This is a genomic window from Vibrio cincinnatiensis (assembly GCF_022113815.1).
Classification (GTDB): domain Bacteria; phylum Pseudomonadota; class Gammaproteobacteria; order Enterobacterales; family Vibrionaceae; genus Vibrio; species Vibrio cincinnatiensis_A.
This window is the reverse complement of the sequence record NZ_SGOM01000010.1, coordinates 12,683-38,809: the sequence shown is the minus strand read 5'-3', so window position 1 is coordinate 38,809 and position 26,127 is coordinate 12,683. Positions and strand designations below refer to the sequence as shown.

Sequence of the window (26,127 nt, the reverse complement as noted above, 5' to 3'; positions counted from 1 at the left end):
CAATCTTTGGCTGATAAAAGATGGATGACCAACATGATAAGCCGTTTATCACGGTCTGTGACCCTTTTGTTTATGTTAATACTTGTCGGGTGCAGCTCTGTCCCCGATGACAAAATTGATGCTGACGCCAGCGCTAGTGACCCGTTTGAAGGGTTTAACCGAACGATGTGGACAATTAATTACGATTACTTAGATCCTTATGTGGTTCGACCCGTTTCAATGGCTTATGTTGACTATGTTCCTTCACCGCTTCGACGAGGCTTGGCAAACTTCTTATCAAACTTAGATGAACCAGCCAGCATGATTAATAACTTGATTATGGGTAATGGCGAAAAGGCGCTCGATCATTTCAACCGATTTTGGCTTAACAGTACTTTTGGTTTATTAGGTTTGATTGATATTGCTTCAGAGGCGGGAATCAATAAGCATGATGAGAAACAGTTTAGTGACGCTGTTGGCCATTATGGGGTAGGGAATGGCCCTTATGTGATGGTGCCAGGTTATGGCCCTTTTACTGTGCGAGAAACCACCGATGTGGTTGATGGTTTGTATGCTCCACTTTCCTACTTAAATATTTGGGCCAGTTTAGGCAAATGGGCTATTGAAGGAATGGAAACGCGAGCTGCTCTCGTACCACAAGAAGTTATGCTAGAAAATTCTCCAGATCCTTATGCGTTAACGCGAGAAGTTTATTTGCAGCGCCGTGATTTCAAAGCAGAGATCGACACCAGTGTTTATGATGAACACGAAGAAGATTATCTGGATGATTATCTTGATGGTGGTTTTTGATTAAACTCGGCTTGGCCTAGCTAAGCCGACATCACTCTGCCACTGAAATATTCGTTAGCGACAATGTACTCAGTATTACGAATCAATTCATCTTGCATTTCGGCCCAATGCTCTGGGTTACCTCGCTCACTAATTACAGGAATGACCCCTCCTACCCGAATATTAAAGGGAGTCAATTCTTTTGCCCAACTTTGGGTAAAACCGGACACCATCGAGTTAGCATTTTCAATTCCAGACCTTTCTTCCAAGGTGGAGTAGGAAACCATATTAACAATGACCCCTTTGGTTTGATGCTGACGCATGCGTTCTGCACACGCTTGCCCAAACGTAAATAGTGAGGCAGCCATAGTAACCATTTGTTGAATAAATTGCTCTGTTGGACGGTCATCGATCACCGATGGAAATGGAGTCGTGGGCCAGTAGTTGATCAACACATCAGGAGCCGTTTGATGCATGGTTTCGATATGAGTAAACAATTGATCAATACTTGCGAGGGAGTGGTCAGTTAGGGGGTAGTAATGAACATCATCGACAACGGATTGGCATCGTTGCCAAGTTTCAATCAGTTTATGTTGATCGGTATCGCAGAGTATCACTTTTGCTCCTAGCCGAGCAAAGTGGATTGCCAACGTACTGCCTAATGATGATCCCGCTGACGTAATTAAAACAAGTGCACGGTTAATATTCATATTATGCTGTCCTTTTTATTTCTTAAAATTCACAAAGCATATGAATCAGAATGAGAAGCATGGTAGAAGAGAGCAAAATATGGTGTGAATGGGGTCAAAGAAAATTTTTAAATAAAGTGTTGATGTTTGAATGTTAGACGCTGTTCACATTTTTGTTTGTCATATGTGAATTTTATGTATTTGCTAGATTTGAGCTCGTAGCTGATCATGGCGTAAAGCCATATTAAGTTGTGGATAGAGATCCGTTGTGAGTAAGGATCTTGGCGATTTTGTGGCTAAACTTCTCCGCTCGTGGCCAGAAAGGTTGAGGTAGACCTCTTCTGGGAAACCTTGTGTATCTTCAGGAAGGTAAGTGAGAGCTTCCGGTTTTAAATAATGTGAGAGTTTGGCACTGGCTAGCCCTCCCGCATGGAAGTATCGAGCTTGTTGAGCAGATATTTGGTAAGAGCTTTGATCATTACGTAACGGTTGTAATTCAGGCAGTTCAAACCGTTGGCGAAGTAACTGCTCAGTAGTGACTTGTTCATCAATGGGCTCTATTGGGCATCCATCGCGCACATCATTAGAAAATAGAGCCATGAATAAAGCAAAGTCGGCGTGACGACCTTGCTGAACCGCTTGGCTAATACCTGAGCCAATATGCAGTTCATTAATAATTCCAGCTTTGTCTAATGTATGTACTTGCATTATTTCTCCTCGATGCATTTTTAATAGCGGCATCAAGGCAAAAAACTTTAATAAAAAAAGCCTGCAATATATGCAGGCTTAAGAGCATCATAACTTATTTATATAGCATTATTTTGCTAAATTTTGAGCAACAAAGTCCCAGTTAACCAAAGCCCAGAAACCATTCATATAGTCTGGACGTAGGTTACGGTAATCAATGTAGTAAGCGTGTTCCCATAGGTCTACGGTCAATAGTGGGGTTACACCCTCTTCAGTGATCGGTGTTGCTGCGTTTGAAGTGTTAACGATAGCCAGTGAACCATCGGCTTTTTTAACCAACCAAGTCCAAGATGAACCAAAGTTATTGATCGCAGAATCAGTGAATTTCGCTTTAAACTCTTCAAAAGAACCAAAAGCTGCATTGATGGCATCCGCCACGGCACCGGTCGGTTCACCGCCACCATTTGGGGATAAGCAGTGCCAGTAGAATGTGTGGTTCCAGACTTGTGCAGCGTTATTAAAGACACCACCTGTTGAGGTCTTGATGATCTCTTCCAGCGTTTTGCCTTCAAACTCAGTTCCAGGGATCAGTCCATTGAGTTTAACCACATAAGTGTTGTGGTGTTTGCCATAGTGGTATTCCAATGTTTCTGCTGAGATATGTGGCTCTAGTGCGTTTTTTGCGTATGGTAACGCAGGTAATTCAAATGCCATTGCTCTATTCTCCGTTTTTCGAGGAAAGAAGCGGCTTAGCTGACGAGGTAGATGGAAATTAGAGCTCTCGACAGACCAATACCCTTCCTTCGATGGCTTCCAGTATTATTGTATTTCGTCGATACGACTGACTTGCTAGCTATTTTAGCAACTTTTTACTTTATTAACACCCTATCGCTAAGAAAAATTTTATTTCTAGACTACACCTTTAGAGTTATTCATCAAAAACCATAAATATATTGTGCTTTTTATTCTGACTTAATGATTTAGAATGGGGGAATCAAACTAGCCATCCATTAAGAGGAAGCAATGGAAACCATTGACAAAATCAAACAGCAAATCGCAGAAAATCCGATTCTCCTATATATGAAAGGGTCCCCAAAACTACCAAGCTGTGGTTTCTCTTCTCAAGCCGCACAAGCTTTAATGGCGTGCGGTGAAAAATTTGCTTATGTAGATATTTTGCAAAATCCTGATATTCGAGCTGAGCTACCTATTTACGCTCAGTGGCCGACTTTCCCCCAATTATGGATTGAAGGTGAGTTGATTGGTGGTTGCGACATTATTTTAGAAATGTTCCAAAAAGGTGAATTGCAACCGCTTATCAAAGAAGCAGCAGGGCGCGCATCGGATAGTAATGAGTAATACTGTATAAAATTACAGTTTTTCTTGATTTTGTAAGGCCACATTGAGTAATGTGGCCTTACTTTTTTTATCGATTCAGTATTATGAGCCGCTTATTTATTGCTGAAAAGCCCAGTTTAGCGCGAGCGATTGCTGATGCGTTGCCTAAACCTCACAAAAAAGAGCAAGGATTTATCCGCTGTGGTCACGGAGATGTTGTCACTTGGTGTATTGGCCATTTATTAGAACAAGTTGAGCCAGATAGTTATGATGAACGTTATAAAAAATGGAACCTCGCCGACTTACCTATTGTGCCGGAACGCTGGCAACTAAGGCCCAGAAAAAGCGCCAGTAAGCAACTTTCAGTGGTCCGCAAACTGTTAAAAGAAGCGCAGGAAATTATCCATGCGGGAGACCCTGATCGCGAGGGACAGTTGCTTGTTGATGAAGTGATTGATTACTGTAAGGTGGCAAAAAGTAAGCAGCAAGCTATACAACGTCTATTGATTAGCGATCTTAATTTGCCAGCGGTTCAGCGAGCACTTTCTTCGATGCGCAGTAATCGAGAATTTATTCCGCTATCCGTTTCAGCATTAGCACGTTCTCGTGCCGATTGGCTGTATGGCATGAATATGTCCCGTGCTTATACGCTATTAGGCCAGAAAGCGGGATATCAAGGTGTATTATCGGTTGGACGAGTACAAACGCCGGTGCTAGGGCTTGTGGTACGCCGTGATGAAGAGATCGCCCACTTTGTACCCAAAGACTACTTTACTTTGCACGCCTTAATTCCTTACCAAGATGGAGATCATTGCTTTGATATTCGAGCTCGCTGGCAACCGAGTGAGGCGTGTAAACCTTGGCAAGATGAAGAGGGGAGAGTGCTTCACCGCCAGTTAGCTGAAAATGTGGCTAAACGTATTGCCGGGCAAGCTGCAAAGGTGATTGAGTCTGAACAAAATCAAACGAAACAAGCTGCACCGTTACCTTACTCTTTATCAGCGTTACAAATTGATGCGGCTAAGCGCTATCAACTCAGTGCGCAGCAGGTGTTGGATACGTGTCAATCTCTTTATGAAAAATACAAGCTGATTACCTATCCACGCTCTGATTGCCGATATCTCCCTAAAGATCACTTTGCACAGGCGAAGCAAGTCACCTTGGCTATTGCTCATAACCTGAGTGAGCTGCATCATGCTGTGGAGGGAGCGGATTTATCTCGTCAATCTAAAGCATGGAATGATAAAAAAGTTGATGCTCACCATGCAATCATTCCGACGCCGAAAACCGCTTCGGTCAATGGGTTATCTGCCACTGAACAGAAAATCTATGGCTTAATTGCTCGACAATACCTTATCCAGTTTTACCCTCCTGCTGTGTATGCTGAAGCGAAATTAGGGTTTGATATTGCAGGGGGGAAATTTGTTGCGAAAGGTCGCCAGTTAATATCTGCGGGATGGAAAATATTGATGGGGCAGAACCTACAGCAAGAAGAGGGAATTGATAGTGTGCCACCTCTTGCAATCGATCAGGTGTTGACCTGTCGAGAAGGAGAAATTAAAGCGTGTAAAACGGAGCCACCACGTTATTTTACAGAAGCTACCTTACTGCAAGCCATGACCGGGATTGCACGATTTGTTGAAGATAAAGAGTTAAAGAAAATTCTCCGTGATACCGATGGTTTAGGCACGGAAGCAACCCGAGCAGGCATTTTAGACACATTATTTAAACGTCAGCTCTTACAGCGAGATGGGAAGTTAATTCAAAGCTCGGCGGCAGGAAAGGGTTTGATCCATGCACTTCCTCTTCAAGCGACTTACCCGGACATGACGGCACATTGGGAGCATCAGCTTCAGGCTATGGCTGAACGAGGTCAAGCGTATCAACCCTTTATGCAAGCATTAGAATTACAGATTAACCAATGGATGAATCAGGTGAAGGCTGAACCTGTCCCCCGTTCTTTATGCTCATTGCCCACAACCTCTCGCCCGGCGTTTAAACGTCGGAAACGGCCATTTAAAAAACGCCCTAACCGTGTGCGTCAGTAGAAGTCTATGCTCGAATGGGACGGTATCACGAGGCGTAAAAACAATTTTGTTATATTGGGTTAATATCATTAGATAAGAGAAAGTTATCACATTAATGGGGATTGTGGTTGGTCTTTCAGACAATATGTCTTTAAATTAGAATTGCCTAATTTAAAGTCGGGAGTATGCCATGAAGCCAAAAGTCTATGAGTTTTTTGATCCAAATACTTTTACTTATAGCTACCTTGTTGTTGATCCCAAAACTCAGCAATGTGCAGTGGTTGATCCTGTACTTGATTACGATCCAGCTTCAGGGCGAACATCGTATGCGTCAGCAGATAAACTGATTACCTTTATCAATCAACGTCATTTGTCCGTTATGTGGATTTTGGAAACGCACGTGCATGCCGACCATTTGACTGCTGCACCTTATATTCAGCAACATGTCGGGGGGCAATTAGCCATTGGCCAACATATTACGGTTGTGCAGAATACATTTGGCAAGCTATTTAATGTTGGTTCGGACTTTTCGATGGATGGCAGTCAATTTGATCACCTCTTTGTCGATCAAGAAACCTTTATGCTAGGGGCGATTTCAGCTACAGCAATTCATACCCCTGGTCATACTCCCGCCTGTATGACTTATGTTATTGGTGATAGTGCTTTTGTTGGCGATACACTATTTATGCCTGATTACGGTACGGCTCGTTGTGACTTCCCGGGTGGTGATGCAAAAATGCTGTATCAATCCATTCAAAAGCTATTTACTTTGCCAGATGAAACGCGAGTTTTCATGTGCCATGATTATAAAGCTCCTGGGCGGGAAACTTTTTCATTTCAAACCACGATTGCTGAAGAGCGTTTACATAACATTCATGTTAAACACGGTATGAGTGAAGAGGCGTTTGTGACAATGCGGCAGGCAAGAGATGCCATGTTGAAGATGCCAACCCTTCTTTTGCCGTCAGTACAAGTCAATATGAGAGCGGGTATTTTCCCTCCTGCTGAGGACAATGGTATTCAATATCTTAAAATTCCAGTCAATCAGATTTAATGAATAAGGGTTTTTTATGCTGACATTGATAGCGTTAAGCAATGACATCACCGTTGCTCCGCAAATTTTACCTAGCGATATCCGTGAAATTGCACATTTAGGCTTTAAATCGGTGATTAACAATCGTCCTGATGGTGAAGAAGTGGGGCAGCCTTTAAATGGCGACATTGAACAAGAATCGGAAAAATATGGTCTCGAGTATTATCACATGCCAGTCATTTCTGGGCAGATCACTTCACAGCAAGTGGCGATGTTTACCGATTTACTGGAAAAAGCACCTAAACCTATTGTTGCTTTTTGTCGTACAGGCACGCGTTGCAGTATGTTGTGGTCGATGGGCAGTGAAGATTTTTCCACGCTAACAGCTCGTGTAGCGAAGGCAAAAGAGAAAGGATTTGATCTCAGCCGATTAATACAAGGTGAATTTAAAGATGGCACTTCGCCACTTTCCTGATCCTTTATTTGTCGAAGAGTAACGCGAGTGAATGAGGGCCAAGGGTAATGGTATGGCTCTATTTTTTGCCATATTCAACAGGTGTTCCCAACAGCAAGTATGTACTTCTCATGCTATCTCCATAATGACAGTAAAAGGGCTTCTAAATAAGCATCCGAAGTTTTTGGAATGAATCGATTAAGCACATCACGTCATTCTGATGAATCCGGAATACGGATTTTTGTAAATCAGTGTAATAAAACATCATCATATGAGACTCATGTCACAAAAATAAGGATGTTTCAAAATGTTTCATGTATGATGTCTCAGACTAATTGTAGTCAGTATGATTTAAGAGGTATTTCACGTGGAATTTATTCGCTCCCTTTTTGTTAGAACACCGAAAGAGCGTCGTCATTATGTTGTCGCTTTGTTTATCGGTATCATTAGTGGCGTTATGTCAGCATTTGTTAAGTGGGGGGCAGAAGTCCCATTACCACCGAGAACCATTAGCGATGGTCGTGCTGAATTTAACCCTCCTTATATTTTCTTAAGAGATTATCTTGGTATTGACCCAACACAAACGGTCTATACTTTTGCTGAACATATCATCAACCCAGTAATGGTTACTCATATCATTTTTTCTCTGACTTTTGCCATCGGCTACTGTGTGATTGCTGAAATTTTTCCAAAAGTAAAAATGTGGCAAGGTGTAATGGCGGGTTTGATCGTCACTGTTTGTACGCATGGTACGGTTTTTGTGTGGCTAGGGCTGACTCCGACTTGGTCTCACCTTCCTGCAAGCGAGTACATTTCAGAGATCTTTGGTCATATTGTATGGTTCTGGTCTATTGAAATGATTCGTGGTTATCTGCGTGAAAAAATGACCAAAGAGCCGGATCCAGAAGTCGCGTTAAGCTAAGAATACCGACATAAGCGTTGGCATCTTTCCTTCGTTTATTTTGGCAACCTCTACCAACGGTAAGAGGTTGCCAAAAGTGAACGATCCCTTCTAGATTGGCATTTACATCTCACTCCTTTAGCTTATTTAGCACTAAATTGTTTCACTAAACGTTGTAAGCTTTCTAGACTACCCACCAAAGTATGTGTTCGCTCGACAGAAGTGGAGGACAGTAATTTGGTTGACTGAATCGCTTCTTTCATTCTGAGTACATGCTCATTCATACCTTGTGTTACTTGTACTTGCTCTGTCAGTGCTTGTGATGTATGAGCACTCTGCTCTCCAATTGAGGCTAAATCATTGACGATCGCTTCAAAAGAAGCCTTACTTTTTTGAGATTTAATCACACATTGTTCAGATGATTGAATACCATTTTCCATTAGGTTGCCCGTTTGATTTACAGCTGTTTGCAATAATTCAATCTTTTCATGGATCTCTTCTACGGAGGCACTGGTTTTACTCGAAAGAGCTCTGACTTCATCGGCGACAACAGCAAAACCTCGGCCATGTTCACCTGCTCTGGCGGCTTCAATTGCAGCATTTAGGGCCAGTAAATTGGTCTGTTCTGCAATACCTTGAATCATTTCGAGAATCGTTTCAATGCCATTGACATCGGTATAGAGTCGCTCCAGTGCCACTTTAGAGCTATCTAAATGTTGACTAAGCTCAAGGACGGTTTTGACGGCTTCATCAATCGTCTGCGTTCCTTCTTGTGCTTTATTTCTGGCATGATTGACAAATTCAGCACTTTGTTTTGCTTGCTTGGCGACTTCATCAATGGACGCTAGCATCTCTTCAGCCGACACTGCCATGGCATCTGTAGCTACATTCTGCTCACCCAATTCATTATCAATCGATTGGCAGTTATCCACTTCTTCATTGGCAGATTGTAGTAGATAGGTGGCGGTTTCATTTGCCCGAGCTGTTGCTGCTCTTAACTCGGCTCGTTTCATTAATATCGCCAACTCAATACGCGAAACATCATCACAGTACCCAGTATATGGTTGTTCCATTAGAGGGTTATCGTAATCATTTTTCGCTAATATATTGATCGCATTAAGGCGTTTTTGAATCACAGCTAATAATGCAAATTGAGCAAGGGTTAGCGGAACCAGTGTACTTAGAAGTTCAATGGGAGAGATCGATGACATCGTGAAGACACCAAGAGCAACGAATTCTGCGATGACCACACTCAAAGCGAGTGTCATCCACTTGATTCGCCGTATGGATATTTTTCCCTTACGAAGTTTAGCGTAGAGTGAATAGGCACGTGAAATTTGTGCATCACTTGGTTGTGTTCTAACGGATTGGTATTCAAAGACTTTACCGTCTTTATCCATGATAGGAGTCACAAAAGCTGAAACCCAGTAATGTCCAGAGCCTTTACATTTATTTTTGACTAATCCCATCCAGCTTTTTCCAGACTGAATATATTGCCATAACTGGCCAAACGCCGCTTTAGGCATATCGTCATGGCGAATTACGTTGTGGGGATGGTGAAGCAATTCTTCTTCTTGGTAACCCGAAACCTTGCAAAAATCCTTATTACAATAGGTGATATGGCTATCAGGGGTTGTGGTGGATATCAGGCTATCTTTGTCTGAATATCGTACTCTTTTATCTGCCATATTCATCTCTTTAATGCTAATTGATTAACAATGATTCATACAGGCTATCAAAGAGTGGAAATTGATGCCTGTAAGATTAAGAGAGCTACACTATCAGACAAAGATGACAAAAACTTGATGTGTATCATTAATATGCTATCAAATTGACACAAGACTAATAAAATATCTGTATATAAAACAAGCGTTAAATGGCCAGTATCTTTTCTTGTGTTTTTGCTATTTTTTCATCATATTTGCAAGGTCAGCAAAGGGGTTATAGGTGGCACTTTTATGCTCATCTAACCGTGCAACAGGGTCGACGCCGTAACGCTCATGTTCTGTGTATTTCGAGTGCTCATGATCGTGACAATACAAACATAATAGTTCCCAGTTACTGCCATCTTCAGGGTTATTCGTGTGGTCATGATCTTTATGATGGACGGTTAATTCACGTAAATTTGAATAAACAAATTCACGGGCACATTTACCACATACCCAAGGGTAAAGTTTTAGTGCTTTCTCTCGGTAACCACTCTCTTTACGCGCATATTCAGCGCTAGAACCATAAAAGTCGGATGACATTATTTTTCCCCAATCTGTTATTGAACACGACGATATTAAAGACGAAAATGCTTCGTTGAGCAAAGCTTGAATGAAAAAATTATCGAAAAGGTTTTAGATTGAGCAGTGGCTGGTTGTATGGCTACAGAGAAAAAGAAGCAAGATAGACTTATTTTGGAGTCGGTTTAGTTGGTGATTTTGCTCAGGTTGAGAGAGATAATGATTTAGGTACTAAAACGAGAAAAGCCCTTGATAAATCAAGGGCTTGAATGTGGCGGAGAGATAGGGATTTGAACCCTAGGTACGCTATTAACGTACGCCGGTTTTCAAGACCGGTGCTTTCAACCACTCAGCCATCTCTCCGTTGTGGGCCGAATAGTAAAGGGATTCCTCCAGCTTGTAAAGTGCTAGCGATGCTGTTTGCTGTAATTTTGTTCGTATTGGGTGATTTTGATTGCCGATTGGAATTTATCGGTATGCCTTACATAAAATTTTTAAGTTTAAAGCGTGTTACCACATTAAATCATCAGGAACGACATAGTCGGCATAAGGGTCGTCTTCATCAATGGTTGCATCTGACTCGCAGGGCGCATTAATAATGCTTTGCTCATCACGTTGCCAGATTTTTTGAGCTACAATATTGGGAATGATGGCATAGCTTTCTTCGTAACGGGCGATTGCTAATAGGCCTTTAATCAGTTGATCTCGGGTTTGTGGGTCAATATAAAGCGTTTTCACTAAAGTTCCATCCGTGAAATGGTATTGGATGTCTCCACTGTTTAAAGGGAGTTTGTTCATTTCAATTAACTGTTTGACTTGAGATCGAATTTCTTTGGTTAGCAGTTGTTCTTTCTGTTGTTTATTGAGTGCTTTATCCCGCTCTTGTTGTTGTTGCTTATTGGCTTCAACGGCCGCTTTTACTTCACGAGCTTGAACTCGTGACTTCTTAGAACCTTTTTTGGCTTTTTTTAATTTTTTTTCGTTTACAAGGCCAGCTTTGAGCATTTGCTCTTGAAGAGATAATCGTGTCATGGTCCGTTCCACTCAAGAAATAATGGCTAAGTGTACCGACTCGCTGCCAGCAAGGAAAGAGGAGAGAGGGAGAATAAGCGTGATGTTACTGGGTAAGGTTCGCTTATACTAAAAGCAGTAACATACCTCCGACTTTTGCGGCAGCTGAAAGGTATTTCCCCGCAGTATAAGGGGTATCATCGGGTTGTTCTGGTTTTTTAGGGTGCTCCATGCCGAGTGCTCCATGAGTAAAAGCTTCTACTTTGTCTCCCACCGTTTTTGATTTTAGTTCTTCAGCTTGGTTTTCTTTATCCAGTTCTTTTAAGGCGGCAAGTAAGGCTTTCCCTTCTTCTGAGAGCGTGACTTTTGTACCTTCTGTTTTAAGTGGTGCTTTTTTTTCTATTTCATCATTAATGTTGAGGGCGGAAGGGGAGTGAACCGTACTGGGTGAAGAGTGGGCGGTGGTTCCCGTACTAACTGAGTTCATATGGCTTCTCCTTCTTCAGTGCTGCAGACCTTTGCCGGAATAGGGCAAATTCTTTGCCCTATTGATCTCTTGAATATTAATGATATCGACTGTTTATCTAAAAACTTGTGTGTATTTTTTGTATCTATCAATGGTCGATAATTAATAAGCAAAGAGTGTGCCCACATCTTGTGGTTGAATCATCCTTTGTCTGTTTGTTGTGGTGTTTTATAGTTTTCTGTAGAGGCGAATTATAAAATCGGCCTCACATTCAACCTGTTGTGCGGACTTAAGCTCTTCACGAAGAGCGTCTGTAGCGCGCCAAGCAAAGGGGGTCATTTGAAGAAGATCAAAAGCTTCAGAACCCGATAAGGACATGGTGTAATGTAGTGGCTGTTGGTGTTCGAGGGTAAAACCTGCAATTTGTTCTGGTGTTTCATCATGCAATTGAACTTGTTGATAAATTTTTTCTTTTAACTGGTAGAGGTGCCGGCTTGCGGGGGTCACCGTTATGATCACTCCATGATTAGTGAGTACTCGGTCAAGTTCTTCCGCTTTACAAGGGGCGTATATCCGTAAAATGGCATCCAATGATTGATCTGCAAAAGGAAGTCGGTGGCTGGATGCCACTACAAAATCTACCTTTGGGTATCGCTTAGCGGCAAAACGAATGGCAACTTTTGAAATATCTAAACCGTACGTTTTAGCGCTAGCTGTATGCTCTTGAATGGCGGCGGCAATATACTGAGTGTAATAGCCTTCACCACATCCAATATCAAGTAATCGGTGGGAGGTATTGGCTAGTGCTTGAACGCAGAGCGTACTGACCGCCTCTCGCATTGGATGGTAATGATCGCCTTGTAAAAAGCGGCGTCTTGCTTGCATCATCTCCTTATTATCACCAGGATCTTTAGAACGTTTATGATGAGCTGGCATTAAGTTGACATAACCTTCTTTGGCAACATCAAATTGATGTCGATTATCACAAAAGTAACTGCGTTCTTGTAAATATAGGGGGTGATGGCAAAGGGGGCAGACGTAAGCCATAGGGATCCAATAATCAGCAAAATAAAGAGGTCAAGTTTAACGGTAAGCGAACGAAATAAAAAGGACAGCCGATGCTGTCCTCAAGATTATTGAACCGATAATGTTGTGGATAGTTGATAACGCTCACCCGGTTGTAAAATTTTACCATCTTCTAGACGGTTGGCATGCCATGTTGATTCAACACAAAGCATGGTTTGGTAGCCATCATCCTTCATGTCAGCCATGGTTTGTGCACCTTGTGACCACGGGTTCCACAAAACTGCTGAATTATGACCATGATTTTTAACCACTAGAGTCCGATTCAATACCGGGTCTTTCACCTGAATTTGTTCGTTTGGCTGAGTGTATACTCGGTCAATGGTATCGGTGAGAACAAGGCTATTGGTACCCGCTGTTTTTTGTCCATGGTTAAGGTTGTCGAGGTATTCAAGCCCCATCCCCGTTGTTTCCGTTTGACGGATATCGCCCACATTTAGATAAGTATGTAATGCTCCAGAGAAGGTCCATTCTTTTTGATCTGTATTGAGTACTTCGAGAGTGATCTGCAAGGTCTCACGGACTTCGACTAGTAAGCGAACTTGGAAATGGTGAGGCCATATTGCCAGCGTTTGCTCTGAGGTTTCCAGTCCAAGGGAAATAATAACCCCTTGCTCATTTTCTCTATGTTCAATCAATGTCCATTCTGTTGAACGAGCAAACCCGTGAGCAGGAGCTGCGATTCGTCCAAACCATGGCCAACAGATCGGAATACCACCTCGAAGAGCAGCCTTTCCATCAAAAAGGGCATTATCGCTCATCCAGATCAAATCAGGTTGCCCCTTTGGTTGAAAAGAAAGGACATGGCCACCGTGCAGTGCAATACCCGCTACGGCCTTATCGTGGATAATACGAACAATTTTAACGTCATCTTTTTCAACAATGGTCACACAGTCAGAGAGTGCGGTTAAAGTAGGGAGAGTTGTTAAGTCCATGTGTAGCTCCTGAGGGATTAACTCCTAGATATCTAGGATATTTTATATTCCAGATAAGCAAAAAGGCGACACAAAGGTCGCCTTTCTTCTCAACGAATTTCTTCGCTAATCGTTACATTATTTAGAGATGTGAGCGATTAGGTCTAGAACTTTGTTTGAGTAACCGATTTCGTTGTCATACCAAGATACAACTTTCACGAATTTGTCAGTTAGTGCGATACCAGCCGCTGCATCAAAGATTGAAGTGCGAGTGTCACCATTGAAGTCAGTTGATACAACTGCATCTTCAGTGTAACCAAGTACGCCAGCTAGAGCACCTTCAGAAGCGGCTTTCATTGCTGCTTTGATTTCTTCATAAGAAGCTGGTTTTTCTAGGTTAACAGTTAGGTCAACAACAGAAACGTTTGCTGTTGGTACGCGGAAAGCCATACCAGTTAGTTTGCCGTTTAGTTCTGGAAGAACAACGCCTACTGCTTTAGCTGCACCAGTTGAAGATGGGATGATGTTTTGAGAAGCACCACGACCACCGCGCCAGTCTTTTGCAGAAGGACCGTCAACAGTTTTTTGAGTTGCAGTTGTTGCGTGAACTGTAGTCATTAGACCTGATTCGATACCGAAGTTATCGTTCAGAACTTTAGCAATAGGTGCTAGACAGTTAGTAGTACAAGAGGCGTTAGAAACGATGTCTTGACCTGCGTAAGATTCGTGGTTTACGCCCATAACGAACATAGGAGTTTTGTCTTTAGAAGGACCAGTCAAAACTACTTTTTTTGCACCTGCAGTGATATGAGCACGTGCAGTTTCGTCAGTTAGGAAGATACCTGTTGCTTCAGCAACAACGTCAACACCGATGGCATCCCATTTAAGGTCAGCTGGGTTGCGTTCTGCAGTTACGCGAACAGTCTTACCGTTAACGATTAGGTTACCGTCTTTTACTTCAACAGTACCGTTGAAACGACCGTGAGTTGAGTCATATTTTAGCATGTATGCCATGTATTCAACATCGATTAGATCGTTGATGCCTACAACTTCGATGTCGTTACGCTCTTGTGCTGCACGGAATACGAAACGGCCAATACGGCCAAAACCGTTAATACCTACTTTGATAGTCATTATAGTTGCTCCACAACTTAATTTCTGATTAAAGATAACTGGTAGTAAAATTACAGAATCCAGTAAGTGTCTGCAACAGATAATCGGACTTAACTTGTTTAAAGTCAAAAAAAAGCAGCGCTTTTTTTAACAATCCGTTGCAACTGGTTAAGATTTAGCCTGGGTGCTGCTTTTTATCTCTACCGATTGACGTAAAATATACCCAAGTCACCGAAGTGTGGTGGCTTATTAGTTATTCCTTGTGTCATGGTGAGAAAGTATGTGCTACAAAATATAAAATGCGCAAGTTTTTCATAAAAAAAGCATAAAAATCAGGGGATGTATAGGAGAATAACGTCATGATTAAAAAAGAAGAAAGTATTGTAAAACCAGATGGATACTGGCGTGAGACTCTCAGTGAGGAAGCTTATCACGTCTGTCGTCAGCAAGGGACAGAAGCCCCATTTAGTGGCCTGTTACTGCACAATAAACAAACAGGTTTGTACCATTGCACCTGTTGTGAAGCCCCCTTATTTAGTTCTGATAACAAGTATGATTCTGGATGTGGTTGGCCAAGTTTTGATGCGCCAATTAATGAACAGGCTATTCGCTATTTAGAGGATCATAGTCACGGAATGGTACGTACTGAAATTCGTTGTGCGGTGTGTGATAGCCATTTAGGACATGTATTCCCCGATGGCCCGAAGACCACAGGGGAACGATTCTGTGTTAACTCGGTGTCGTTAATTTTCAACAAAAAGTGAAAAAAGTGGTGATAATTTCAGCATGTGTTGTTGAAAGCTTACATTCACCTGATGAACTGCTATGAACTGGGAACTAAACGATGGGTAAATTCACCTTTACGAATAGCTTTTGCTAATTGATCGGCTAACCCATTGATCTGAGAAAACTTCTCATCCGTAAAGGGATACATCAATTTTAATTCCGCTTGAGAGGCGATTTGAACACCAAACTGCTTACCCACCATTGCCCAAAGGTAGGCATTTTCTTTCTGGCCTAACGTTTGGTAGGTGCTGGCGAGTGATTGGAAAATCTCCGGATTGATATTATTTTCAGGGCTAAGTTCCAATGCTCGTATCAGTAGGCGTAAGGTTTTCTCTCTATCTCTTGTGGTATAGAAGGTCGCTAATGCATATTGCATCTCTGCATTATCCAGTTCAGGTTTCCCTTCTAATTGTAAAAATTCACGGCGAGCTTGCTTATCTCCAGTTTGACTCCAAAGAAAATAGAGCGCTTTCGGCGTGCGCAATTGGTGTAGCTCTTGTGTTAAGCGCTTTAAATCTTCTCCCGAATTGATCAGAGCTGAGAACCGTTTTTGTTTCAGCTCAGTTTGGTCAATTACTTGGATTTGGGCGGCAAGTTCTAAGCATTTTTGGTAGGTTTGGGTTAGCTGATATTCGGTAATTTTATTATCAATACTCGGGTTTGATAAGGCATCGTAACGATGCCAGATGAGGTCGGTCCGAGCGACTCGGCATTGCCCATCATGAATGTTTAATCTCTCGCACTGTAACACAGGATTGTCGAGACAAAGTTTTTCTGTATTTTTACGGTTTTCAAGACAGCCGCTCAGTAATACAGGTAACAATAATGGTAAGGCTTTTATCCAATTCATAGTCGTAGCTTGTGATCCGATACACTTATTTATTTAGCAACTCTTGACTCACTATATTGGGTCGCTATGGTAGCCCCAGTTTTAGTCGTCAAGGAAAAGGTCATGAATGCACATCAGTTGATTGATGCTATCACCCCAGAAGCATATGAGCGTTTACTCTTCGCAGTAGAAACGGGTAAGTGGCCTGAAGGTACACCACTTTCTTCATCACAGCGAGATTATTGTATGCAAGCTGTGATGTTGTATCAATCAAAGCATAATCTTGATGCTGACCACATGAGTATAGCGATTGGTGGTGAGATGGTTTTGAAATCGAAAGCTGAGCTTAAAAAGCGTTTTCGAACAGGACAGGAAGATATCGTGCGTATTAATCCTAATCAAGAATAATTGGCTTGAACTTAGGTAAGAGATCTCTGAATTTCTATAAATCACGGATGATGCTACAAACCCGACAACACCTATTGGGTATTGTCGGGAAAAAAGAACCCATTTAGAGCGTGAGGTCTTGGTTATGATCTCACAAACTCATTTCTCCCCGCAGTACTTGCTGCATTTTCTCTTTCACTTCTTGGTAAGAAAGATTTTGGCTAAGTAAAAAGTGCAATTTAGCGAGGGCAGCTTCTGGTGTCATATCATAGCCACTGATCACTCCTGAATCAGCCAGTGCACATCCTGTTGCGTAACCTCCCATATTCACTTTACCTGCAAGGCATTGGGTCAGGTTAACCACAATAACTCCCCGCTGAGAGGCATCGTGTAAATGGGCTAATAAATCAGGGTTTTGTGGGGCATTACCAACCCCAAAAGTCAGCAAAATCATTGCGTTTACAGGTTGAAGTAAAGTATTCCGGATCACTTCATGCGAAATGCCAGGATACATAGTGATCACACCTATTGGCTGTGGAGTGATGTTATGTATAAAAAATTCACCCTGCGGTTTTTCATCGACGTTAACATTATTGCTGATCTGAATATTGATACCTGCCTCTAACAAGGGGGGTAAGTTGGGAGAGGTAAAGGCACTAAAACCATCTGCATGTGACTTGGTGCTTCGGTTTCCACGCATCAATTGGTTGTTGAAAAATAGGGTGACTTCATTGATGGGGTAATTTGCAGCAATATGCAATGAATTCAGTAGGTTGGCTTGCCCATCCGAGCGAATTTCAGCAAGTGGGATTTGTGAGCCAGTGACAATGACGGGTTTGCCTAAGTTTTCAAACATAAACGATAGAGCTGAGGCTGTATAAGCCATGGTATCCGTACCATGTAGTATGACAAAACCATCGTATTTATCGTAATTATCACGGATATCATCGGCAATGACTTGCCAATCTTCTGGCGTCATATCGGAGGAATCAATCAGGGGATCATATTCGTGGATGGTAAATTGAGGCATTTCTGGGCGGTGAAATTCAGGCATGCCAGCCAATTGTTTTTCCATAAATCCAGCCACAGGAACATAACCGTGATCAGATTTTTTCATACCAATAGTACCGCCAGTGTAGGCAATATAAATATGCTTTCTAGTCATAGGGGTATCACTTATTGTAGGGAACAGGCGCAAAATTATAGCGGAAACTTCTGCAATAAAAAGAGGCACAGTCCTAGAAAGTGCCTCTTCATCTTTTGCATTGCAAAAGGGGAATTAATGTTAGTGTGTTAGTTGCTTTGGCATGTTAAACACAGTGCGTAATACCCTTTGGGATCATTGAGTTGATTGAGCATAGAAGCGTCTTGTATTAATTGTTGCGTGACAGGGTGTAAAGCCGCAGGCACCAAGCTCGATAAATTGATATCAAACCTTGCTTGTGCCTCACTCAGTAGGTTTTGAAGAAAACGTTGAGCAGGGCTAAGTGGTTCTTCAACCCAGTAAAGATTATAGTGTTCTAGATGGGCTAATTGCGCGGCAATTACTACTGCATCATCAAAATCCCCTAAGGTATCGACGAGACCATATTGTTGCGCATCTTTGGCTGTCCAGACGTGTCCTTGTGCAATATTGTCCACCTCTTCAATGGTTAGGTTACGATTTTCGCTAACCAAAGAGATAAAGCGTTGGTAGCCATTTTCGATACCCATTTGGATCGCATCTTTAACGTTGTCGTTGAGTCCACTGGTAATTCCAACACCAGAGAAAGGGGAAGTGCCCACACCATCGGTATAAATACCGAGTTTATTTAGCCCTTTTTCAAAAGTGGTGATGACACTAAAAATGCCAATAGAACCGGTGAGAGTGGTGGGTTGCGCAACGATTTTATCCGCGCTCATTGAGATCCAATATCCTCCTGATGCTGCTAGGCTCGACATTGAAACCACAACGGGTTTTCCTGCTGCTTTCAGGGCTTCAATTTCATTACGAATGATTTCGGATGCAAACGCACTACCCCCAGGGCTGTCTACTCGTAAGACGACCGCTTTAACTTTTTCATCATTACGGGCTTGACGAAGCAACCCTGCGGTCGTATCACCGCCAATATTTCCACGAGATTGAGTTCCGTCCATAATCGCGCCACTTGCTACGACAACCGCAATATCATCCGCATTAGGGGTAAATGTAGGTTTCATCGTATTACGGTAACGGTAGTAACTCACCGCGTTATAGCTGTCTTCACCATCACTACCAAAAACTTGGGCCAGTTCACTGCGTACTTGTTGCCGAGTAGCCAGTTGATCGACCAATCCCAAAGTGCGTGAGAGTTCAGCCAAGTTACCTGAGGCATCTTTGAGTAATGCTAAAAATTCTTCCATTGTTGGATTTAGCACTTGCGGATCTAACTGACGATTGGTTGCAACATCACTAATGTAAGCGCCCCAGAGTTGGCTTAACCATTGGCTTGCCGATTCTCTGGCTTCATCAGACATGTCATCACGAATAAAGGGTTCAACAGCAGACTTATAGGTACCCACCCGAAACACATGGGTATTGACATCAAGTTTTTCCAGTAAGCTTTTATAGTACAAGTTATAGTTGCTGTAGCCGTGTAGCATGACAGCACCATCGGGAGCGAGATAAACTTTATCAGCATAACTTGCAAGGTAATATTGGCTTTGATTATAAAAATCACCAATCGCATAGACGGGTTTGCCGGAGGTTTTAAATTCATTGATGGCTTTGGCAATATAACGTAATTTCGTCAAATTGGTTTCAGGTAGTTCTCGTAAGGCGAGCACTAGCCCAGTAACGTTGTCATCGTTTTTTGCATAACGCAGTGTGTCAACAATATCAAACAAGACATTTTCTCGTGGTAATTCACGGCCAAATAATGAGTCACTGACGGAATCCATTGGGTTAAGGTAAGAGCTTTGTTCCACAATTGGACCGGAGAGATTAAGCACAAGAGCTGAGGCTTTATCTACGACAGGAGTGGGGGAGTCGGCATTCAGATACAAAAAGTAAACAATAGCGATGCTTAATAAAAAAATAAGGTTAGTGAGCGCCAAACGGATAAAGGTAATAATTTTCCAAAACCCTTTAAATATCAGCCCAATAAATCGGAATAGTTGTCTCATTGTCTCTCCAATGCAACCGTGGATGATGTCCTGAAAATAGTGTGTAACATCCTACGTGATCTGCCATACCCAAACAACTACAAGATTGATCGGTGTTACAAAAATGTAAACGCTTGTTTGATTTTTATTAAGGGCAAGATTATTCTGGTCCGACCATAATGAGAACAGCAAAAGTGATGTCGCTATGTACCCACATTTATTACAGCCATTAGATTTAGGATTCACCCAACTGCGTAATCGCGTATTAATGGGGTCAATGCATACCGGGCTTGAAGAACACAAAGACGGTTTGCACAAGCTGGCTGCATTTTATGAAGAACGAGCCAAAGGCGGGGTCGGTTTGATTGTCACTGGGGGCTTTTCTCCGAACTTACGCGGTCGGTTGCATCCCTTTAGTGCTGAATTTAGTAAAGCTAAACATGCCAAAGCACACCAAGTGGTGACTGATGCGGTACATCGTCATGGTGGAAAAATCGCGTTACAGCTACTTCACGCAGGTCGTTATGCCATGCATCCTTTTGCCCAAAGTGCATCTGCCATTAAAGCCCCAATAGCCAAATTTTCACCCAGTGAAATGAGTGCCAGACAAATCCGTAAAACCATTGATGCTTTTGCTAATAGTGCGGAACTCGCTCAGCTTGCTGGGTATGACGGCGTAGAGGTGATGGGGTCGGAAGGTTATCTTCTCAACCAATTTATTTGTAAACGAACCAATGTTCGTTATGACGAATGGGGTGGCAGTTATCAAAACCGCATTCGTCTTCCTTTAGAGATTGTACGTGCTATTCGTGCTGCGGTAGGTCCAAATTTCATTATTATTTTTCGCTTATCTATGCTGGATTTAGTGGAAGAGGGAAGCACCTTTGAAGAGGTTATTGAACTGGCTAAAGCGTTAGAGCAGGCTGGAGTAACCATTATTAATACGGGTATTGGCTGGCATGAAGCTCGGATCCCTACTATTGCAACCCAAGTGCCGCGAGCTGCATTTAGTTGGGTCACGGAAAAGATTAAATCATACTTGAGTGTTCCTGTAGTCACTTGTAACCGAATTAATACGCCGGATCAGGCAGAGAAAATTCTCGCCAGTGGGCAAGCCGATATGGTTTCGATGGCTCGACCCTTTCTTGCGGATGCGGAATTTGTGGCGAAAGCTGAGCAAGGGAAAGCCGCGTTGATCAATACTTGTATTGGCTGTAATCAAGCCTGTTTAGATAATATATTTCAGGCAAAAAGAGCTTCCTGCATGGTGAACCCGCGTGCCTGTTATGAGACGGAACTGACTGTTCAACCCATGGTGATAAAGAAAAAAGTTGCGGTTATTGGCGCGGGGCCAGCCGGGCTTGCTTGTGCGACAACATTAGCTGAACGTGGGCATCAGGTAGATTTATTTGAACGGCATGATCGAATTGGAGGGCAATTTCGTTTAGCCATGCAAATCCCAGGGAAAGAAGAATTTCGAGAAACCATCCGCTATTTTGCTAACCGGATTGATCAAACTGGCGTTCATTTACACCTGGCTAGTGAAGCCACCTTTGAGATGTTAGCTGACTATGATGAGGTCGTGATGGCTTCTGGGGTTGAACCGAGAAATGTTCAGTTAAATGGGGTTAATAATTCAGAGAAAGTCATGAATTATCAAACGCTCATTCGTGAAAAGCCCCCTGTTGGTCACAAGGTTGCCATCATTGGTGCAGGTGGGATCGGCATTGATGTAGCAACTATGTTGACTGAGCCTGAAGAAAATAGCTTAGAAGATTGGTTGCATGAGTGGGGCATTGATAAAGAGATGGCGCACCCAGGTGGTTTGTACCCTTATCCGGAAGTGTTAAGTGAACAGCAAGTTTGGTTACTGCAACGACGTAAAGGCCGAGTCGGGCGGGGGCCGGGAAAAACTACAGGATGGATCCATAAGCGTACATTAGAAAAACGGGGGGGCCATCTGTTGGGGGGCGTCAGCTATGAAAAGGTTGATGCAAAGGGGCTGCATATCACGCAGGATGGAAAACCTCAGCTCTTAGCCGTAGACCATATTATTCTCTGCGCAGGCCAAGAATCGGTTCGACCGTTTGAGGATAAGTGGGCCCAGTTTGGGAATAAATTACACGTTATTGGTGGCGCAGATCATGCTGGAGAACTGGATGCGGTTCGCGCTATCCGTCAAGGTGTTGAGTTGGCTCTGAAACTGTAGCTATTACCATCACAGTAACGGAGCATTTCGTAAGGGCCGATAGCGAGATCGGCCCTTCATCATCTTTAGATAATGGAGTATGTGAAATTATAAAATGACCGTTTTATTGCCATAGACAAAAACATGATCATTAATCACTTTATTGAGGGCTTTACTTAATACATTTTTTTCGACATCTCGGCCCGCTTGCGCCATATCTTGAGCACTGAATGTGTGATCGACAGGAATGACATCTTGCTTAATAATTGGTCCTTCATCTAAATCATTGGTCACAAAGTGAGCGGTGGCACCAATGATCTTAACTCCACGTTCGTAAGCCTGCTGATAGGGTTTCGCCCCGATAAAGGCAGGTAAGAAACTGTGATGAATGTTGATGATTTTATGGTGGAACTGTTCCACAAACCCTGGTGTCAAAACTCGCATGTATTTTGCGAGCACCAAAAAATCAGGGTGGTAAGGTTCTATCGCTTCCAGCATTTTCTGTTCATGTTCTTGGCGGTTTAAACCTTCATGTGAAACGTGATGGTAAGGGATCTCAAATTTTTCGGTTAAGTTTTGCAGTTTGTCATAGTTACCGACAACGGCTGCAATCTCGACATCTAAACTGCCATCATAGGTTTTCATGAGGATATCGCCCAAACAGTGCGCTTCTTTGGTCACCAGAATCACAATACGTTTACGTGCAGAGTCGATCAGTTTGTGTTTCGCTCCAGAGGGTAAGGCATTATTCAGATCGGCAAGCAGCGTGGTGTCATTGAAATACCCCTCAAGTTCCGTCCGCATAAAAAAATGGCCGCTGGTGTTATCCACAAACTCATTGTTATGAATAATATTGAGTTGGTGCTTGTAACAAATATTGGTGATTTTTGAGATAAGACCTGGGGCATCAGTGCAATGCGTCAGGAGGGTTTTTCTTTCCATCAATAACTTCCATGAATACTTTTTGGTGCAAAAATAAAAGGGGCGACCAGAACGGTGATGTAGCCCACACTGTGACGTCTATAATTAATCTATTATCAAGTTGGATTCAACAACAATCATGGCTAGACACTAAAGGCTTTCTCTTTCTACTCAAACCGAGCGCATTTAAGGTGGTGTTTATGGATAAAGAATTACTTGCACGTAAATTGTATGTTGAGCGAGTGCATGCTCTGGTGGGCGACAATCCAATCGATGGCGCATTACTCGATACGATGTGGGAAAACAAAGCCTCTCCTGTGGATGCCGCTAAGGCGATGCTCTCTTCTGCCAGCCATGGTTATGATGCTCCGGTTTGGTTGTCTCGTTATCTGAATCGCAAATAAAACCTTACCCTAGTGTGAACTCGATTTGAGTTCGCGCTAGGATGGGAAACCTGCCATAATCGCGGCATTCTACACGGGACTTGTTTTTAGGATGATCGCGAAAACTTTTTCTCAACATGGCGCTTTAGGTAAAGCCATTCCCGGCTTTCAAGGTCGTCAAGCGCAAGTCGATATGGCGAAGGCCGTGGCGAAGGCGATTGAGCAACAATCGCAATTAGTGGTTGAAGCGGGAACGGGAACGGGCAAAACCTTCGCTTATTTAGTTCCGGCCTTACTGAGTGGTAAAAAAATCATTATCAGTACAGGGTCAAAAAACCTGCAAGAGCAACTCTTTCATCGTGATTTACCGCTGATGGTTAATGCATTGGGCTTTCATGGCCAAGTCGCGTTATTAAAAGGGCGGGCCAATTACCTTTGTCTCGATCGACTCAGTCGGCAAATGGTTGAAAGCCACAATAACGAGAGCGATCCCACCTTATTAACCCAATTGGTTAAAGTGCGTAGTTGGTCTTCAGAAACGAAAACCGGTGATCTTGGAGAGTGTGATGCATTACCGGAAGACAGCCTGATTATCCCAACCATCACTTCAACGAACGACAATTGCTTAGGGAAAGAATGCCCGAGCTATCAGGATTGTTTTGTCTCTAAAGCTCGTCGCAAAGCCATGGATGCAGATGTTGTGGTCGTCAACCATCACCTATTCCTTGCTGATCTTGCTATTAAAGAGACAGGATTTGGTGAATTGATCCCTGAAGCGGATGTGTTTATTTTTGATGAAGCTCATCAATTGCCGGATATTGCTAGCCAGTATTTTGGCCAGTCAGTCTCAAGCCGACAAATCCAGGAGTTAGCGAAAGATATTGAAATTGGTTATCGCACCGAAGCCAAGGATATGCGCCAATTACAAAAAGTTGGGGATAAGCTGCTCCAAACAGCGATGGATTTACGCCTTTTGCTGGGGGATTCCGGTTTTCGAGGAAACTGGCGAGAGGCGATGGTATCGGTTGCGATAGCTCGGCAAATGGAGCGATTACAGGAAAGTTTAGACTTTGCCATCGAGGTACTTAAGTTAGCGTTAGGGCGAAGCCAGTTACTTGACACGGCATTTGAGCGAGCGAATACCATCAAAGGGCGAATTGATCGAGTTTGTGATGTATCGGTCACGGGGTACTCTTACTGGTTTGATACAACCCCCCGCCATTTTAGCCTGCATATTACGCCACTGTCGGTTGCAGATAAATTTCAAGAGCAGATCACCCTTAAACAAGGGGCGTGGATATTTACTTCTGCAACCTTAGCGGTGAACGATGATTTTAGCCACTTTACTCAACGACTTGGGCTGGTGCCCAGTGATCAATTTTCTCTACCGAGCCCATTCGATTATCAGAGACAAGCGAAGCTTTGTGTGCCTCGGTATTTGCCTGAACCGAATAGCCCAGGTCTTGCGGATAAATTGGTGCGTATGTTAGCGCCAGTGATTGAACAAAACCAAGGGCGTTGTTTTTTCCTTTGCACTTCCCACAGTATGATGCGGGAGTTAGGTGAACGGTTTCGTACTTGTTTAACTTTACCTGTCTTACTGCAAGGAGAGACGAGTAAGCAGAAAACCTTAGCGGAATTTATGGAGTTAGGGAATGCACTGCTAGTCGCCACGGGGGCATTTTGGGAAGGGATTGATGTTAGAGGCGATACCCTAAGCTGTGTTATTATCGACAAACTTCCGTTTACTGCACCGGATGATCCACTGTTAAAAGCCCGTATTGAAGATTGTCGCTTACGGGGAGGGGACCCATTTTCTCAGGTCCAACTGCCAGAGGCGGTGATTACTTTGAAGCAGGGTGTAGGACGACTAATTCGAGATCAGAAAGATAAAGGCGCATTGATTATTTGTGATAATCGCTTAGTCACTCGTGATTATGGTGGCGTTTTTCTTGCCAGTTTACCGCCCATTCCCCGAACACGGGATTTAGCCGTGGTAACAGACTTTCTGCAATCTCTATCTAAAACCGCAATCAATTAGAGACATTCATGAGCGCAAAAATTCTAGCTTTAGATACCGCAACAGAGGCTTGCTCTGTTGCTTTAATGGTGGGTGATGACGTTTATTCCCGTAGCGAAGTGGCTCCTCGTGATCACACCAAAAAAATTCTACCTATGGTTGATGAAGTTTTAAAAGAAGCCGGGTTAACCTTGCAAGATCTGGATGCATTAGCGTTTGGTCGAGGCCCAGGCAGTTTTACTGGGGTACGAATTGGCATTGGAATTGCACAAGGTTTAGCGTTTGGAGCGAATTTGCCAATGATAGGAATTTCAACCTTAGCGGCATTAGCACAAGGCGCTTATCGGGAACAAGGATTAACCCAAGTAGCTTGTGCGATTGATGCGCGCATGAGTGAAGTTTATTGGGCTCGCTTTGAGCGTCAATCCAATGGCACTTGGCGTGAAGTTGATGCTGAATGTGTGGTCGCACCGGAATTGTTGGTAGAGACGCTGGCAAGTGAAGATGTGGATCAAGCATGGGCAACCGCGGGAACGGGATGGGCTGCCTATCAAGAAAGCTTATCGACTTTACCATTTGTTCTGCAAGACAGTGGGCTACTCTATCCCCAAGCACAAGATATGGTGGTTTTAGCACAACAGGAATGGAAACAAGGTAGAACGCTCCCTGTTGAAGAGACAAGCCCGATTTACTTGCGTGATACCGTGGCTTGGAAAAAATTGCCGGGTCGAGAGTAATCGGCAAGTACCATCACATCTAGAATTTTGAACGGATAACA

General features: G+C 43.1%; 26 protein-coding genes and 1 tRNA gene. 12 read left to right on the top strand and 15 right to left on the bottom strand.

Going from position 1 to position 26,127, the window contains the following annotated elements:
* Positions 1–33 precede the first annotated feature (33 nt).
* Positions 34–789: an MlaA family lipoprotein gene (locus EXA13_RS12845; protein ID WP_430794490.1), complete on the top strand. Its 756-nt coding sequence runs from the start codon at positions 34–36 to the stop codon at positions 787–789.
* A 20-nt stretch (positions 790–809) separates the two neighbouring features.
* Here EXA13_RS12845 and EXA13_RS12840 read toward each other — a convergent pair whose 3' ends face one another.
* The 3 genes from EXA13_RS12840 to sodB all read right to left on the bottom strand — a co-directional run bounded on the left by EXA13_RS12840 (position 810) and on the right by sodB (position 2,858).
* Entirely contained in the window at positions 810–1,478 is a 669-nt protein-coding gene (locus EXA13_RS12840) for an SDR family oxidoreductase (RefSeq protein WP_238133519.1), read from the bottom strand.
* Between the two features lie 183 nt (positions 1,479–1,661).
* Entirely contained in the window at positions 1,662–2,165 is a 504-nt protein-coding gene (locus EXA13_RS12835) for a VC2046/SO_2500 family protein (protein WP_269136945.1), read from the bottom strand.
* 108 nt (positions 2,166–2,273) lie between these two features.
* Positions 2,274–2,858: a superoxide dismutase [Fe] gene (sodB, locus tag EXA13_RS12830; protein ID WP_238133517.1), complete on the bottom strand. Its 585-nt coding sequence runs from the start codon at positions 2,856–2,858 to the stop codon at positions 2,274–2,276.
* 309 nt (positions 2,859–3,167) lie between these two features.
* Here sodB and EXA13_RS12825 point away from each other — a divergent pair, with 309 nt between their 5' ends.
* From EXA13_RS12825 to EXA13_RS12805, 5 genes are all read left to right on the top strand, one after another.
* The gene (locus EXA13_RS12825) at positions 3,168–3,503 is read left to right on the top strand and encodes a Grx4 family monothiol glutaredoxin (protein ID WP_238133516.1); all 336 of its coding nucleotides are present in this window, start codon (positions 3,168–3,170) and stop codon (positions 3,501–3,503) included.
* An 83-nt stretch (positions 3,504–3,586) separates the two neighbouring features.
* A complete protein-coding gene (locus tag EXA13_RS12820; protein ID WP_238133515.1) occupies positions 3,587–5,530 on the top strand; it encodes a DNA topoisomerase III in 1,944 nt (647 codons plus the stop codon).
* A 169-nt stretch (positions 5,531–5,699) separates the two neighbouring features.
* Positions 5,700–6,563 (top strand): MBL fold metallo-hydrolase, encoded by an 864-nt coding sequence (locus EXA13_RS12815; RefSeq protein WP_238133514.1) that lies wholly within the window; start codon positions 5,700–5,702, stop codon positions 6,561–6,563.
* Positions 6,564–6,579: 16 nt separating this feature from the next.
* Positions 6,580–7,017 carry a TIGR01244 family sulfur transferase gene (locus tag EXA13_RS12810; RefSeq protein WP_238133513.1) on the top strand — a complete coding sequence of 146 codons (438 nt, stop codon included), beginning with the start codon at positions 6,580–6,582 and terminating at the stop codon, positions 7,015–7,017.
* A gap of 346 nt (positions 7,018–7,363) precedes the next feature.
* Positions 7,364–7,918 (top strand): DUF1440 domain-containing protein, encoded by a 555-nt coding sequence (locus EXA13_RS12805; RefSeq protein WP_238133512.1) that lies wholly within the window; start codon positions 7,364–7,366, stop codon positions 7,916–7,918.
* A gap of 122 nt (positions 7,919–8,040) precedes the next feature.
* Here the strand turns inward: EXA13_RS12805 and EXA13_RS12800 are convergent, their stop codons facing one another.
* The 8 genes from EXA13_RS12800 to gap form a co-directional block, all read right to left on the bottom strand.
* Positions 8,041–9,585: a methyl-accepting chemotaxis protein gene (locus tag EXA13_RS12800; RefSeq protein WP_238133511.1), complete on the bottom strand. Its 1,545-nt coding sequence runs from the start codon at positions 9,583–9,585 to the stop codon at positions 8,041–8,043.
* Positions 9,586–9,801: 216 nt separating this feature from the next.
* Positions 9,802–10,146, bottom strand: coding sequence for a YajD family HNH nuclease (locus EXA13_RS12795; protein ID WP_238133510.1), 345 nt, complete (start codon positions 10,144–10,146; stop codon positions 9,802–9,804).
* Positions 10,147–10,397: 251 nt separating this feature from the next.
* Positions 10,398–10,488, bottom strand: a tRNA-Ser gene (locus EXA13_RS12790).
* A 147-nt stretch (positions 10,489–10,635) separates the two neighbouring features.
* A complete protein-coding gene (locus EXA13_RS12785; protein WP_238133509.1) occupies positions 10,636–11,157 on the bottom strand; it encodes a DUF2058 domain-containing protein in 522 nt (173 codons plus the stop codon).
* Positions 11,158–11,260: 103 nt separating this feature from the next.
* Entirely contained in the window at positions 11,261–11,623 is a 363-nt protein-coding gene (locus EXA13_RS12780; protein ID WP_238133508.1) for a hypothetical protein, read from the bottom strand.
* 207 nt (positions 11,624–11,830) lie between these two features.
* Entirely contained in the window at positions 11,831–12,649 is an 819-nt protein-coding gene (gene rlmA, locus EXA13_RS12775) for a 23S rRNA (guanine(745)-N(1))-methyltransferase (RefSeq protein WP_238133507.1), read from the bottom strand.
* Positions 12,650–12,735: 86 nt separating this feature from the next.
* Positions 12,736–13,620: a D-hexose-6-phosphate mutarotase gene (locus EXA13_RS12770; RefSeq protein WP_238133506.1), complete on the bottom strand. Its 885-nt coding sequence runs from the start codon at positions 13,618–13,620 to the stop codon at positions 12,736–12,738.
* A gap of 117 nt (positions 13,621–13,737) precedes the next feature.
* Positions 13,738–14,733, bottom strand: coding sequence for a type I glyceraldehyde-3-phosphate dehydrogenase (gene gap, locus EXA13_RS12765; RefSeq protein WP_238133505.1), 996 nt, complete (start codon positions 14,731–14,733; stop codon positions 13,738–13,740).
* A gap of 338 nt (positions 14,734–15,071) precedes the next feature.
* On the opposite strand from gap, the gene msrB reads away from it, so the two are divergent.
* The gene (gene msrB, locus EXA13_RS12760; protein WP_238133504.1) at positions 15,072–15,476 is read left to right on the top strand and encodes a peptide-methionine (R)-S-oxide reductase MsrB; all 405 of its coding nucleotides are present in this window, start codon (positions 15,072–15,074) and stop codon (positions 15,474–15,476) included.
* 59 nt (positions 15,477–15,535) lie between these two features.
* Here the strand turns inward: msrB and EXA13_RS12755 are convergent, their stop codons facing one another.
* A complete protein-coding gene (locus tag EXA13_RS12755; protein WP_238133503.1) occupies positions 15,536–16,348 on the bottom strand; it encodes a DUF2989 domain-containing protein in 813 nt (270 codons plus the stop codon).
* A 102-nt stretch (positions 16,349–16,450) separates the two neighbouring features.
* On the opposite strand from EXA13_RS12755, the gene EXA13_RS12750 reads away from it, so the two are divergent.
* Positions 16,451–16,735: a YeaC family protein gene (locus tag EXA13_RS12750; RefSeq protein ID WP_238133502.1), complete on the top strand. Its 285-nt coding sequence runs from the start codon at positions 16,451–16,453 to the stop codon at positions 16,733–16,735.
* 130 nt (positions 16,736–16,865) lie between these two features.
* On the opposite strand, the gene ansA is transcribed toward EXA13_RS12750, so the two are convergent.
* Together ansA and sppA are read right to left on the bottom strand one after the other, a co-directional pair.
* A complete protein-coding gene (gene ansA, locus EXA13_RS12745; protein WP_238133501.1) occupies positions 16,866–17,879 on the bottom strand; it encodes an asparaginase in 1,014 nt (337 codons plus the stop codon).
* A 128-nt stretch (positions 17,880–18,007) separates the two neighbouring features.
* Entirely contained in the window at positions 18,008–19,858 is a 1,851-nt protein-coding gene (gene sppA / locus EXA13_RS12740; RefSeq protein ID WP_238133500.1) for a signal peptide peptidase SppA, read from the bottom strand.
* Between the two features lie 184 nt (positions 19,859–20,042).
* On the opposite strand from sppA, the gene EXA13_RS12735 reads away from it, so the two are divergent.
* Positions 20,043–22,046: an NADPH-dependent 2,4-dienoyl-CoA reductase gene (locus EXA13_RS12735; protein WP_238133499.1), complete on the top strand. Its 2,004-nt coding sequence runs from the start codon at positions 20,043–20,045 to the stop codon at positions 22,044–22,046.
* Between the two features lie 87 nt (positions 22,047–22,133).
* On the opposite strand, the gene purU is transcribed toward EXA13_RS12735, so the two are convergent.
* Positions 22,134–22,967 carry a formyltetrahydrofolate deformylase gene (purU, locus tag EXA13_RS12730; protein WP_238133498.1) on the bottom strand — a complete coding sequence of 278 codons (834 nt, stop codon included), beginning with the start codon at positions 22,965–22,967 and terminating at the stop codon, positions 22,134–22,136.
* A 179-nt stretch (positions 22,968–23,146) separates the two neighbouring features.
* On the opposite strand from purU, the gene EXA13_RS12725 reads away from it, so the two are divergent.
* The 3 genes from EXA13_RS12725 (at position 23,147) to tsaB (ending at position 26,086) form a co-directional block, all read left to right on the top strand.
* Positions 23,147–23,350 (top strand): hypothetical protein, encoded by a 204-nt coding sequence (locus EXA13_RS12725; RefSeq protein ID WP_238133497.1) that lies wholly within the window; start codon positions 23,147–23,149, stop codon positions 23,348–23,350.
* A gap of 91 nt (positions 23,351–23,441) precedes the next feature.
* Positions 23,442–25,370 carry an ATP-dependent DNA helicase gene (locus EXA13_RS12720; protein ID WP_238133496.1) on the top strand — a complete coding sequence of 643 codons (1,929 nt, stop codon included), beginning with the start codon at positions 23,442–23,444 and terminating at the stop codon, positions 25,368–25,370.
* Between the two features lie 8 nt (positions 25,371–25,378).
* Complete coding sequence (gene tsaB / locus EXA13_RS12715; RefSeq protein WP_238133495.1) at positions 25,379–26,086, top strand: tRNA (adenosine(37)-N6)-threonylcarbamoyltransferase complex dimerization subunit type 1 TsaB; 708 nt, start codon at positions 25,379–25,381, stop codon at positions 26,084–26,086.
* Positions 26,087–26,127 lie beyond the last annotated feature (41 nt).

Excerpts from the sequence above, each read along its gene's own strand:
- EXA13_RS12800 (WP_238133511.1), bottom strand. The coding sequence starts at position 9,585 with ATGGCAGATAAAAGAGTACGATATTCAGACAAAGATAGCCTGATATCC.
- EXA13_RS12835 (WP_269136945.1), bottom strand. The coding sequence starts at position 2,165 with ATGCAAGTACATACATTAGACAAAGCTGGAATTATTAATGAACTGCAT.
- EXA13_RS12815 (WP_238133514.1), top strand. The coding sequence starts at position 5,700 with ATGAAGCCAAAAGTCTATGAGTTTTTTGATCCAAATACTTTTACTTAT.
- msrB (WP_238133504.1), top strand. The coding sequence starts at position 15,072 with ATGATTAAAAAAGAAGAAAGTATTGTAAAACCAGATGGATACTGGCGT.
- EXA13_RS12725 (WP_238133497.1), top strand. The coding sequence starts at position 23,147 with ATGGATAAAGAATTACTTGCACGTAAATTGTATGTTGAGCGAGTGCAT.
- gap (WP_238133505.1), bottom strand. The coding sequence starts at position 14,733 with ATGACTATCAAAGTAGGTATTAACGGTTTTGGCCGTATTGGCCGTTTC.
- rlmA (WP_238133507.1), bottom strand. The coding sequence starts at position 12,649 with ATGGCTTACGTCTGCCCCCTTTGCCATCACCCCCTATATTTACAAGAA.
- EXA13_RS12825 (WP_238133516.1), top strand. The coding sequence starts at position 3,168 with ATGGAAACCATTGACAAAATCAAACAGCAAATCGCAGAAAATCCGATT.
- EXA13_RS12840 (WP_238133519.1), bottom strand. The coding sequence starts at position 1,478 with ATGAATATTAACCGTGCACTTGTTTTAATTACGTCAGCGGGATCATCA.
- EXA13_RS12735 (WP_238133499.1), top strand. The coding sequence starts at position 20,043 with ATGTACCCACATTTATTACAGCCATTAGATTTAGGATTCACCCAACTG.
- EXA13_RS12755 (WP_238133503.1), bottom strand. The coding sequence starts at position 16,348 with ATGAATTGGATAAAAGCCTTACCATTATTGTTACCTGTATTACTGAGC.
- tsaB (WP_238133495.1), top strand. The coding sequence starts at position 25,379 with ATGAGCGCAAAAATTCTAGCTTTAGATACCGCAACAGAGGCTTGCTCT.
- ansA (WP_238133501.1), bottom strand. The coding sequence starts at position 17,879 with ATGACTAGAAAGCATATTTATATTGCCTACACTGGCGGTACTATTGGT.
- EXA13_RS12810 (WP_238133513.1), top strand. The coding sequence starts at position 6,580 with ATGCTGACATTGATAGCGTTAAGCAATGACATCACCGTTGCTCCGCAA.
- EXA13_RS12785 (WP_238133509.1), bottom strand. The coding sequence starts at position 11,157 with ATGACACGATTATCTCTTCAAGAGCAAATGCTCAAAGCTGGCCTTGTA.
- EXA13_RS12720 (WP_238133496.1), top strand. The coding sequence starts at position 23,442 with ATGATCGCGAAAACTTTTTCTCAACATGGCGCTTTAGGTAAAGCCATT.
- EXA13_RS12750 (WP_238133502.1), top strand. The coding sequence starts at position 16,451 with ATGAATGCACATCAGTTGATTGATGCTATCACCCCAGAAGCATATGAG.
- EXA13_RS12780 (WP_238133508.1), bottom strand. The coding sequence starts at position 11,623 with ATGAACTCAGTTAGTACGGGAACCACCGCCCACTCTTCACCCAGTACG.
- EXA13_RS12845 (WP_430794490.1), top strand. The coding sequence starts at position 34 with ATGATAAGCCGTTTATCACGGTCTGTGACCCTTTTGTTTATGTTAATA.
- sodB (WP_238133517.1), bottom strand. The coding sequence starts at position 2,858 with ATGGCATTTGAATTACCTGCGTTACCATACGCAAAAAACGCACTAGAG.
- EXA13_RS12795 (WP_238133510.1), bottom strand. The coding sequence starts at position 10,146 with ATGTCATCCGACTTTTATGGTTCTAGCGCTGAATATGCGCGTAAAGAG.
- EXA13_RS12820 (WP_238133515.1), top strand. The coding sequence starts at position 3,587 with ATGAGCCGCTTATTTATTGCTGAAAAGCCCAGTTTAGCGCGAGCGATT.
- purU (WP_238133498.1), bottom strand. The coding sequence starts at position 22,967 with ATGGAAAGAAAAACCCTCCTGACGCATTGCACTGATGCCCCAGGTCTT.
- sppA (WP_238133500.1), bottom strand. The coding sequence starts at position 19,858 with ATGAGACAACTATTCCGATTTATTGGGCTGATATTTAAAGGGTTTTGG.
- EXA13_RS12770 (WP_238133506.1), bottom strand. The coding sequence starts at position 13,620 with ATGGACTTAACAACTCTCCCTACTTTAACCGCACTCTCTGACTGTGTG.